Annotated in this window: 9 protein-coding genes, 1 tRNA gene and 1 other RNA gene; 6 read left to right on the forward strand and 5 right to left on the reverse strand. The window is 74.1% G+C overall.

The features are described 5' to 3' along the window. On the reverse strand, positions 1-1,369 hold a 1,369-nt coding region (locus ACWEJX_RS36320), incomplete at its 3' end, for a DNA polymerase III subunit gamma and tau (protein ID WP_451611679.1). Positions 1,370-1,452: 83 nt separating this feature from the next. Beyond that, positions 1,453-1,551: signal recognition particle sRNA small type (gene ffs / locus ACWEJX_RS36325), an RNA gene on the reverse strand. A 152-nt stretch (positions 1,552-1,703) separates the two neighbouring features. Here ffs and ACWEJX_RS36330 point away from each other — a divergent pair. Further along, a tRNA-Ser gene (locus ACWEJX_RS36330) sits at positions 1,704-1,791 on the forward strand. A gap of 87 nt (positions 1,792-1,878) precedes the next feature. On the opposite strand, the gene ACWEJX_RS36335 is transcribed toward ACWEJX_RS36330, so the two are convergent. The 3 genes from ACWEJX_RS36335 to ACWEJX_RS36345 form a co-directional block, all read right to left on the reverse strand. Continuing rightward, entirely contained in the window at positions 1,879-3,579 is a 1,701-nt protein-coding gene (locus ACWEJX_RS36335; RefSeq protein WP_451611680.1) for an RCC1 domain-containing protein, read from the reverse strand. 290 nt (positions 3,580-3,869) lie between these two features. After that, on the reverse strand, positions 3,870-4,190 hold the full coding sequence (locus tag ACWEJX_RS36340; protein ID WP_451611681.1) for a hypothetical protein: 321 nt from the start codon (positions 4,188-4,190) through the stop codon (positions 3,870-3,872). Positions 4,191-4,343: 153 nt separating this feature from the next. After that, entirely contained in the window at positions 4,344-5,639 is a 1,296-nt protein-coding gene (locus ACWEJX_RS36345) for an MFS transporter (RefSeq protein ID WP_451611682.1), read from the reverse strand. Between the two features lie 129 nt (positions 5,640-5,768). On the opposite strand from ACWEJX_RS36345, the gene ACWEJX_RS36350 reads away from it, so the two are divergent. From ACWEJX_RS36350 to ACWEJX_RS36370, 5 genes are all read left to right on the forward strand, one after another. Beyond that, on the forward strand, positions 5,769-6,749 hold the full coding sequence (locus ACWEJX_RS36350) for a DUF5937 family protein (protein WP_451611683.1): 981 nt from the start codon (positions 5,769-5,771) through the stop codon (positions 6,747-6,749). Beyond that, entirely contained in the window at positions 6,749-7,594 is an 846-nt protein-coding gene (locus ACWEJX_RS36355; protein WP_451611684.1) for an alpha/beta fold hydrolase, read from the forward strand. The genes ACWEJX_RS36350 and ACWEJX_RS36355 overlap by 1 nt, the downstream gene beginning before the upstream one ends. 66 nt (positions 7,595-7,660) lie before the next feature. Beyond that, entirely contained in the window at positions 7,661-8,911 is a 1,251-nt protein-coding gene (locus ACWEJX_RS36360; protein WP_451611685.1) for a winged helix DNA-binding domain-containing protein, read from the forward strand. A gap of 56 nt (positions 8,912-8,967) precedes the next feature. After that, a complete protein-coding gene (locus ACWEJX_RS36365; RefSeq protein ID WP_451611687.1) occupies positions 8,968-9,753 on the forward strand; it encodes an ATP-grasp domain-containing protein in 786 nt (261 codons plus the stop codon). Positions 9,754-9,843: 90 nt separating this feature from the next. After that, entirely contained in the window at positions 9,844-10,275 is a 432-nt protein-coding gene (locus ACWEJX_RS36370) for a YciI family protein (protein WP_451611686.1), read from the forward strand. Positions 10,276-10,479: the final 204 nt, after the last annotated feature.

Genomic DNA, 10,479 nt, shown 5'->3' on the forward strand with positions numbered 1-10,479 from the left:
TGGGGGGGGGGTGGGGGGGGGGGGCCTGGGGCGCCGGGGCGGACGCGGGAGCCGGGGCCGGGGTCTGGGCCGGCGCCGGGGCGGGGGCGGACGGCACGGGAGCGGGCTGCATGGGAGCGGGCGGCGGGACGTGGGCCTCCGCCGTCGGCACGTACCCCATCTGCGGCGCGGGCGAGGTGGTCGTGAACACGGCGGCCGGCGGTGCGGCCGCGGCCCCGCGCTCCAGCCGGTCGAGGCGCGCCTGCAGCGAGCGCTCGTCGTCGAAGGCGGCGGGCAGCAGCACGCGCGCGCAGATCAGCTCCAGCTGGAGGCGCGGCGAGGTGGCGCCGCGCATCTCGGTGAGCCCGGCGTTCACCAGGTCGGCGGCGCGGCTGAGCTCGGCCGCGCCGAACACCGACGCCTGCGCCTGCATGCGCTCGATGACGTCGGCCGGCGCGTCGATGAGCCCCTTCTCGGCGGCGTCCGGCACCGCGGCGAGGATCACCAGGTCGCGCAGCCGCTCCAGGAGGTCCGCGACGAAGCGGCGCGGGTCGTTGCCGCCCTCGATCACCCGGTCCACGACCTCGAAGGCCGCGGCGCCGTCGGCGGCCGCGAACGCGTCCACGACCGAGTCGAGCAGCGAGCCGTCCGTGTAGCCGAGCAGGGACGTCGCCATGGCATACGTCACACCGTCGTCGGCGGCGCCGGCCAGCAGCTGGTCCATCACCGACATCGAGTCACGCACGGAGCCGGCGCCCGCGCGCACGACCAGCGGAAGGACCCCGTCCTCGACCGGGATGCCCTCGCGGCCGCAGACCTCGCCCAGGTACTCCCGCAGCGTGCCCGGCGGCACGAGCCGGAAGGGGTAGTGGTGGGTGCGCGAGCGGATGGTCCCGATGACCTTCTCGGGCTCCGTCGTCGCGAAGATGAACTTGAGGTGCTCCGGCGGCTCCTCGACCACCTTCAGCAGGGCGTTGAAGCCCGCCGAGGTGACCATGTGCGCCTCGTCGATGATGTAGATCTTGTAGCGGCTCGACGCGGGCCCGAAGAACGCCTTCTCGCGCAGGTCACGGGCGTCGTCCACACCACCGTGCGAGGCGGCGTCGATCTCGATGACGTCGATCGACCCCGGCCCGTTCCTTGCCAGGTCGCGGCAGGACTGGCACTCGCCGCACGGCGTCGGGGTGGGACCCTTCTCACAGTTCAGACACCGCGCGAGGATCCGCGCGCTGGTCGTCTTGCCGCAGCCGCGCGGCCCGCTGAACAGGTACGCGTGATTGACCCGGTTGTTCCGCAGCGCCTGCTGCAGCGGGTCGGTGACATGCTCCTGCCCGATGACCTCGGCGAAGGACTCGGGGCGGTAGCGGCGGTACAGCGCGAGAGACGACACGTATACGAGGTTATAGGCGCCCACCGACAACCCGGGAACGACGGACGGGCACGGCCGGAGCGGCCCGCGTGCCCGCCCCCGGGAACGCAAGCGCCCCCCACGCACCCGCCAGAGCCGACCTACCCTTGCTGCCTTCCGGCCCTGGGGGAGTTCAGTCAGATAGCGCCACGTGAGGGGCTCCGCCCAGAGTACCCGATCCGGACCCCCTCTCGTCCCCCTCCCCGACCCGCCTCCTGACCCACACCTCGACCCGCACCCCGACCTGCGTCCTTCACCGGACCCCGCTCCGGATCACGTGCGCGAGCACCCCTTCCGGTCATGTAATGTTCTCCACGGAGGATTCGCCTAGAGGCCTAGGGCGCACGCTTGGAAAGCGTGTTGGGGGCAACCCCTCACGAGTTCGAATCTCGTATCCTCCGCCAGCCCAGAGGGCCGGATCGCGAAAGCGGTCCGGCCCTCTGGCTTTCCGCTCATCCGGCGGGTCAGCCGCCGGATGTCCGCCGATGGCGTCAGCCGACCGGCGTCGTGATCGCCGCCGCGTTGTTGTCGGGCCGCGGGTCCGGGGTGTCGCTGGTCGCGGAGACGCTGTTCGTCACACCGCCGCTGCTCGCGCGTACCTTCACGGCGATCGTGACGGTCGCGGCCGCGCCCCGGCCCAGGGTGCCGAAATGGCAGGTCACCGTGTCCGTCGTACCGGTCGGCGGGGTGTCGCAGTAACCGACCGAGGGGCTGGCGCTCGCGTAGCGGGCGTTGGCGGGGAGGTGGTCGGTGAGGACGACGTCGTCCGCGGAGGTCGGGCCGTAGTTGTGGACCCGTACGGAATAGGTGAGGGTGCCGCCGTTGGCGACCGGCTCCGGGCTCGCGGTGATCGAGGTGGCGAGGTCGGCGAGCGGGCGGCTGACGGCGATGCTGTGTTGGAAGCCCGCGCCGATCGACGTGACGCCTTCGAGCAGTCGGGTGCAGGGCGCGGTCTGGCCGAGGGCACAGACGCGGACCGGCGTGGAGGCGTTGGTCGTGGTGCCGTCGCCGAGCTGGCCGTTGTCGTTGAGCCCCCAGGCACGTACGGAGCCGTCGGAGCGCAGCGCGAGGCTGTGGCTGCCGGTGATGCCGCCGGCCACCGCGATGACCCCGGTCAGGTGCGAGGTGCAGCTGCCGGGGGCGCAGACCTGCACCGGGACGTTCCGGGACGTGGTGGTGCCGTCGCCGAGCTGGCCGGAACCGTTGAATCCCCAGGAGACGACGGTGCCGTCGGCCCGGACGGCCAGGCTGTGCACGTCTCCCGCGGCCACGGACTTCACACCCGTGAGGAAGGCCGAGCACGGTGCTGTCTGGCCGACGGCGCAGACCTGCACGGGCGTGTTCTGGTCGGTGCCGCCACCGCCGCTGCCCAGCGCCGAGGCGGCGCCCCAGTTGTAGACGGTGCCGTCGGCGCGGGCCGCGACGCTGTGGAACTCGCCGGCCGCCACGGAGACCACATCGGTGAGGCCGAGCATCACCGGCGTGCTGCGGGGCAGGCCGGTTCCGTCGCCCAGCTGGCCGTTGCCGTTGAAGCCCCAGGTCACGACCGAGCCGTCGGCACGGGTCGCGATGCTGTGCTGGTAACCCGCGGCGATGCTGGTCACCCCGGACAGGCCCCTCGTGCACGGCGCCGTCTCGCCCACGTCGCAGACCCGGACCGGCGTGCTCCGGTCGGTCGTGGTGCCGTCGCCCAGGCGACCGGCGAAGCCGCTGCCCCAGGCGACCAGGGTCCCGTCGGTGAGCAGCGCGAAGCTGTGCACGTCGCCGACCGCCACGGAGACGGCGCCGGTGAGGAACCTCGTGCACGGCGCCGTCTCGCCCACGTCGCAGACCCGGACCGGAGCGGTCCGCTCGGTCGTGGTGCCGTCGCCCAGCTGACCGGTGTTGTTGTTGCCCCAGCCCACGACGGACCCGTCCTCGAGCAGGGCGATGCTGTGCCCGTCACCGGCCGCGACCTTCACGACCCCGTCGAGCGGCACGGTGCAGGGGGCGTTCCCGCAGACCCGGCCGGGCACGGTGCTCGCCCCGACGGTGTTGCCGTCGCCGAGCTGACCGAGGGCGTTGCTGCCCCAGGTCAGGGCGGTGCCCGGCGGGCCCGTACGGATGTCCCGCGCGGCGTCCGGTCCGCCGTCCCTGCCGCCGGCGTACGCGGGGGTCAGGGCGGACAGCGCGAGGGCGGCGACCACGCCCATCACAGCGGCGAGAGGTCTCGCGAGTGGTCTGGTGATTGGCCTGGTGATTGGTCTTCGGAAGGTGGGGACGTGCATGCGCGTTCCTCTCACCGGGCCGGAACGCCTCCGGCCGACGCGCTCACCATGCGGGCGCGCCCGGGCCCGTACGCGTCAGCGACACCTCGCCTCCGCGCGCCTTCACCCGATGCGGTGCGTGCACCGGCGCCGGGTGGAGGGGTGCGCCGGGTGGGTGGGGTAGGCGGGGAGGGCGGGGCGGGCGGGAAGGCACACAGCGGGCGTGGAGGTCGGGGTCAGTCCTCGAAGTTGTCGCTGGCCAGCCGGAGCGCCAAGTCCTGCAGGATGTGCTCGGTGTCCGGCTCCGCGCCCGAGGCGTCGTGCGCGTCCGCCAGGGCGTCGAAGGCCGTGATGAAGCCGTTGACGAGCGCGCTCAGCGGTTCGGAGAGCTGGGCCAGGACCGAGAACCCGATCTCCTCGGCGCTGGCCTCGGCCGGCACCGCGAACTGCCCCGGGATCACCTCCCCCAGCAGGTCCGAGACCAGGCTCTCGTCGACTCCGCCGCGCAGGGCCGTCAGTGCTGCGATCGCCTTGATCTTGATCTCGTTCTCGGTCACGCGTCGAGCCTAGGAGTCCGTACGGGCCCGGGGCCGTAATTCGCGCGACACGCGGGCCGGGATCCGGGATCCGGGAGGCTGGATCCAATATCCGGCAGGCTGGAGCCGGGATCCGGGAGGCTGGATCCCGGGCCAGCATGCGCCCAGATGCGCTCAGCGCTCGTCAGCCGATTCGAGCTCGAGCGCGGTCCGGGGCGCAGACGCGCCCACGTTCTCCGGCGCCGGGGCCGGGCCGGCCTCGCGGTCCGCGGCCCGCTTTCCGGACAGCCGGCCCGCGAGGGTCAGCGTTCCCGCCGCCGCGCCGAGGCCGGCGAGCAGGGCCGACCACCAGAGGACGGCCGGGCCGAGCGTCGTGTAGACGGTGACGCCGAGGGTGAGCGCGGCGAAGCGGGCCACGCCCCAGGTCCAGCTGAAGGCGCCCTGGTAGCGGCCGCGGGCGTGGGCCGGGGCGAGGTTGGAGACGATCGTGGCAGCGATGCCGGAGACCACTACCTCGCCGAGGGACCAGACGACGACCGAGACCGTGAAGCCGACGATGCCGTCGGCCAGGCCGGTCAGGGCGACCCCGACCGCGACGAGCGTGCTGCCCGCGGCCTGGACCGGCAGTCTGGGCAGCCGGGCCAGGCGGGCGGTGGTGAAGGGCTGGAGGGCGACGACGAGGACGGCGTTGACGGCCGCCATCGCGCCGTACGCCGCGGGCGACAGGCCGCTGTCGTGGACGGCGAGCGGCAGGGCGACCTCGGTGAGGGAGTAGACGAAGAGCTGGACACCGAAGAGCGGCAGCAGGACGAGGGCGAGGCGGTCGCGGAACACGACGCCGTAGCCGATGCCGTCGCCGGCGCCGCCGCCCGCCGCGTCGCCCGCGTCGTCCACAGGCCGTGGAAGACGCGCCGGCTCGCTCACGCGGGTCACGACCACGAGCGCGTACAGCAGCATTGTTCCCGCGTCGACCGTGAACAGCAGCCAGTAGCCCCGCGCGGCGAGCAGTCCGCCGAGGACGCCGGCGACCGCCGTACCGAGGTTCACGCCCCAGCCGAAGAGGGCGTACGCGCGCTGCCGGCGGTCGGCGTCGACGGCGTCGGCCATCAGGGCGTACGCGGCCGGGGAGACGACCATTCCGGTGGCGCTGACCAGCAGCGCGGCGGCGGCCATCGGCCAGACGCCGGGCGCCACGAACAGCGCGCCCTGCGCCGCCGCCGAGCCGACGAGGCCGATGAGCATGGTGGGGCGGCGGCCGAGGCGGTCGGCGAGGACGCCGCCGACGGCGGGGCCGAGGAGGTTGCCGGCGCCGAGCGCACCGAGGACGAGGGTGGTGTCGGTGCCGGTCACCCCGCGGGAGGCGAGGAAGAAGACGAGGAAGGGCGTGACGAGGAAGCCGAGGCGGTTGACGACCGTGCCGGCGAAGATCGTCCACACGACGGCGGGGAGGTCTCTGAAGGAGCTGGGCATGCCGGGAGCGTGCTCCCCTGTCCGTACCGCCCTCCAATGATTAAGCTCAGACCGAATCGAACCGAATCCGCCGCGGAGGGCGCGGTGGTGCGGGGCGCGGGGCGCGGACACGGGGGTACGGGGGTACGCATGCAAGCCGGGCTCGTCTTCTCCGCCGCCGATCTCGCGCAGACCCGCTTCGCCGTCTCCCCCATGTGGGAGGTCGTCACCAGTTTCCGGCAGCTGCTCCGTGACGCCAACAGCCATCCCCTGCACCGCCGTTGGATCGAACAGGTCCGCCCCCGCTTCCTGCGCGCCGGGCTCGACCGGGGACGGATCGCCGCGCTCGTCCCTGCCCACGGCTATCTCGCCGACTTCCTGAACCCCACCCCCGCCACCCCCTTCCCCTCCCTGAGCACCGAACTCGACGCCATCGTCCACACCCCGGCGGAACGGATCGCCCACGACCTGAGGGCCCTCGACGAGCACCACGGCGTCCGCCCGAACCCCTCCGGCATCGACCTCGAACGGCTCCGCGACGAGATCCTCACCTACTGGGAGCTCGCCCTCGCCCCCTACTGGGCCCGCATCCGCACCCTCCTCGAAGCCGATGTCTTCCACCGCGCCCGGCAGGTCGCCGAGCACGGTTCGGCGCGCGTGCTCGGCGAACTCCACGAGACCGTGCGGTGGGACGACGACACCCTGCGGCTCGTCTGGCGCGCCTGCGGGCTCACCCGCGACCAGGCCGGGGCCGGGCTGCTGCTCGTCCCGTCCGCGTTCGCCTGGCCGAAGGTCCTGACCCGGTCCGTGGCCCCCGATCCACCCCAACTCGCCTATCCCGCACGCGGGATCGGCAACCTCTGGGAGCCCCGCACCACGACCGCCGCCACCGACGCCGTCGCCGCCGTGCTGGGGCGCTCGCGCGCCCTGCTGCTCGCCGAGCTCGACACGCCCGCGTCGACGACCCGGCTCGCCGCCACCTTCGGGCTCTCGGCGCCCGCGGTCTCCCAGCACCTCATCGCCCTGCGCAACGCCGGCCTGGTCACCGCGCACCGCAGCGGCCGGTCCGTCCTCTACGCCCGCACCGCCGTCGCCGACGCGCTGCTCTGCCCGGCCAAGGAGCCCGTTTGATGACGTGGACCGAACGCACGCTTCTCGTACGGGACGGGGTGCGGCTCTCGCTCCGCGACTGGGGCGGTGGCGGTCGCGGAGACGGGGGTGGACAGCCGCTACTCCTGCTCCACGGGCTCGCCGGGCACGCCGGCGAATGGGACGCGCTCGCCCGGCTCCTGCGCGCCGACGGGCACCGGGTCGTCGCCCTCGACCAGCGCGGGCACGGCGCGAGCGAGCGGCGACCGAAGGACGTGTCGCGGGCCGCGTACGTCGCCGACGTCATCGAGGTGTGCGAGCAACTGGGCCTGGACCGCCCCGTGTTGATCGGCCAGTCGTACGGCGGTCACGCCGCCCTCCTCACTGCCGCCGCACACTCCGACCGGATCTCCGCCGCCGTCCTCGTCGAGGCGGGGCCCGGTGCCGGCTCGCCCGAGACCCTGGCGGAGGTCGGCGGCTGGCTGCGCGGGTGGCCGGTGCCGTTCCCGACGCGCGAGGCGGCGGTCGCGTACCTCGGCGGCGGTCCCGTAGGGGAGGGCTGGGCGGACGGCCTGGAGGAACGGGACGGCGGGCTCCGACCCCGATTCGACCCCGAGGTGCTGATCGCCTCGCTCGCCGAGAACACCGGGCGAGCCTGGTGGGAGGAGTGGGCGGCGATCCACGTGCCCGTCCTCGCCGTGCTCGGCCACAACGGGATCATCCCGGGCGACGAGTACGCCGAGATGGCGCGGCGGCAGCCCGAGCGGCTCCGCGCCGTCTGCGTACCCGGCACCGGCCACGACCTGCACCTGGAGCGGCCGGACGTCCTCCACTCCCTCGTCGCGGAGTTCCTCGACGAGGGAGTCGACTCGTCCTCGACTCGTTGATCCGACTCGTTGATCCGACTCGTTGATCCGACTCGTTCCGCGTCCCTGGCAGCCATGCTTGTCCTCATGGGCGAGAGGCGTACAGGTACGACGAGAAGGATCGGCCCGGCCGAGCGCCGGGCGCGGCTCGCGGTACGGCACCGGCTGGCCGGGTCCGCGCGGGCGGGGACGGCGGAGGAGGTCGCCGCTTCACTGGTGGCGCTGCACGCGACGGACCCGGCGACGGTGTTCCTGGCGGCGGGCGCACGGCTCGCGGCCGGCCCGGACCCGGTGGCGGAGGTGGAGCGGGCGCTGTACGGGGAGCGGACGCTGACCCGGATGCACGGCATGCGGCACACCGTCTTCGTGGTGCCCTCCGCGCTCGCCGCCGTCGTCCACTCCTCCACCGCCGACTCCGCCTCCGCCCGCGAACGCGCCACGCTCGTCCGGCACTTGGCCGCCGGCAGCGACTACGACGAGGTCTGGCTGGCCGAGACCGAGCGCCAGGTCCTGGCCGAGCTGGCGGCCCGCGGCGAGGCCACCGGCACCGAACTCGGCGCGGCCGTACCGCGCTTGCGGGCGCAGTTCGTGTACGGCGTCGGCACCAACCAGGAAGGCCCGCAGTCCGTCTCCAGCCGGATCCTGCGGGTCCTCGGCATGGAGGGCCGCATCGCCCGCGGCCGCCCGCAGGGCGGCTGGACGTCGAGCCGCTTCCGCTGGTCGCTGCTCCCGGCCCACGAGGACCTCCGGCCCGCCGAGGCCCGCGCGGAGCTCGTACGCCACTGGCTCGCCGCGTACGGCCCGGCGACGGAGGCGGACCTGAAGTGGTGGACGGGCTGGAAAGTGGCGGACGTGCGCCGCGCCCTGGCGGCGCTCGGAGCGGAGCCGGTGGCCTTGGAGGAGGGGCCGGGCTTCGTCCTCCCGGACGACCTCGAACCCGTACCGCCGCTCGACGAGTCCTGGGCGGCGCTGCTGCCGGCGCTCGATCCGACGGCGATGGGCTGGCAGTCCCGCGACTGGTACCTGGACCCGGCCCACCGCGCCGCGCTCTTCGACCGGAGCGGGAACATCGGCCCGACGGTGTGGTGGAACGGCCGGATCGTGGGCGGCTGGGCGCAGCGCGCCGACGGCGAGATCGTATGGCGGCTGCTCGGCGACACGGCCGCGGGGGCCGGGGCCGGGGCGGGGGCGGGGGCGGGGGCGGGCCGGGGGAAGGGCCTGGGGAAGGATGCCGTACGGGCGGTGGAGGCCGAGGCGGCGCGGCTGACGGCCTGGGTCGGCGACGTCCGGGTCACGCCCCGCTTCCGTACCCCGCTCGAAAGGGAACTCTCCGCGTGAGCGACGCAGACACCGACACCGACCTCGACCTCGACCTCGGCCTCGACCTCCTCCTGATGTCCGCCCAGCGCACCTCCACCGCACTCCTCCTGACCGAGGCCGCCGAGCGCCGCGGCCTGGCGACCCGGGTGCTCGACGGACGGCCGGCGGACACCGTCGTACGCCCGGGCGAGGCCGTGCACTGGCACGGCGGACCGCGGCTCGCCGACGAGGTCACCGATCGCCTCGGGCTCGGGCTGGGGCTGGGGCTCCTGGAGCCGTCGGACGGCTGGCTGGCGGAGCTGCCGAGGGAGTTCACCCGGCGCCGGATCACCCTCGAACCGTTCTCCGCCGTCTACCGCGAGGTGTGGCGTCCGGTGTTCCTGAAGCCGCCGTCGGACAAGTCGTTCGAGGCGGCGGTGTACGGCGATCCCGACCGCGGCCTCTCCGACCTCGCCCGCACCCTGCCCCCGCACACTCCGGTCCTCGTCTCGGACCCGGTGACCTTCACCGCCGAGTACCGCCTCTTCGTCCTCGACGGGCAGGTCGTGACGGGCAGCCGCTACGCCGTGTACGGGCGCCTCGATCCCGGCCCGCTGACGCCGGACGCGCGCCGCTTCGGCGCGGAGCTGCTCGCGGCGGTCGGCGGCACGCTGCCGAGCGCGGTCGTCGTGGACGTCGGCCCGCTGGAGGACGGCGGCTGGGCGGTGGTGGAGGCGAACATGGCGTGGTTCGCCCAGTGCTACATGGCGGATCCGGACGCGGTCCTGGACGTGGTCCTGCGGTCGGCGGGCCCGCGCGAGCGGGTCGCGGAGCGGGACCGCTGCTTCCTCCGGGTGACATCGCGGGAGGCATCGGGCTGACTGCCGGCCCGATGTCGAGAAACGAGGTCCGGCTCCGACGTCCCCTGTGAAAGAACCACAGCACACCCTCCCCCGGACGAGGAGAACGTCATGAAGTACCTGGTGATGGTGCAGGGCGCGCAGGCCGACTACGACGCCATGAACGGGAAGGCGTCCGCGCACAGCCCGGCCTGGAGCGAGCAGGACCTGAAGACGATGTTCGCGCACATGAACGCGATCAACGACGATCTCGCCGAGACCGGGGAGCTCGTCGACGCGCAGGGTCTCGTCGAGCCGGGGCGGACCCGGCTCGTGAGCGTCGACGACGAGGGGCGGCCGGTGGTCACGGACGGGCCGTACGGGGAGACGAAGGAGGTGCTCGCCGGGTACTGGATCGTCGACTGCGAAAGCCTGGAGCGGGTGACCGAGATCGCGGCGCGGGCGGCGAGCTGCCCGCAGCCGGCCGGGGCGCCGGAGTATCCGGTGGTGATCCGGCAGATCGACGAGCGGGGCGGCGCCGACCTCCTGGCGGGCCTCGGCTGACCCGGCGGACCTCAGCTGACCCGGCGGGCCCTGGCTGCCCCGGCTGGCCCCGGCTGCCCCGGCGGCCCTGGCTGACCCGGCGGCCCTGGCTGACCCGGCTGAGCCGGCGGGCCCTGGCTGACCCGGCGGCCCGCCCTGGCTGACCCGGCGGGCCTGGCTGACCCGGGTGACCCGGCGCGCCCTGGCTGCCGCGGCGGGCCCGGC

The sequence above is a fragment of the Streptomyces sp. NPDC004788 genome (genome assembly GCF_053601115.1).

Coding starts and splice junctions, on each gene's coding strand:
- ACWEJX_RS36360 (WP_451611685.1), top strand. CDS start 7,661: ATGGGCGAGAGGCGTACAGGTACGACGAGAAGGATCGGCCCGGCCGAG.
- ACWEJX_RS36365 (WP_451611687.1), top strand. CDS start 8,968: ATGTCCGCCCAGCGCACCTCCACCGCACTCCTCCTGACCGAGGCCGCC.
- ACWEJX_RS36350 (WP_451611683.1), top strand. CDS start 5,769: ATGCAAGCCGGGCTCGTCTTCTCCGCCGCCGATCTCGCGCAGACCCGC.
- ACWEJX_RS36335 (WP_451611680.1), bottom strand. CDS start 3,579: ATGGGCGTGGTCGCCGCCCTCGCGCTGTCCGCCCTGACCCCCGCGTAC.
- ACWEJX_RS36355 (WP_451611684.1), top strand. CDS start 6,749: ATGACGTGGACCGAACGCACGCTTCTCGTACGGGACGGGGTGCGGCTC.
- ACWEJX_RS36370 (WP_451611686.1), top strand. CDS start 9,844: ATGAAGTACCTGGTGATGGTGCAGGGCGCGCAGGCCGACTACGACGCC.
- ACWEJX_RS36345 (WP_451611682.1), bottom strand. CDS start 5,639: ATGCCCAGCTCCTTCAGAGACCTCCCCGCCGTCGTGTGGACGATCTTC.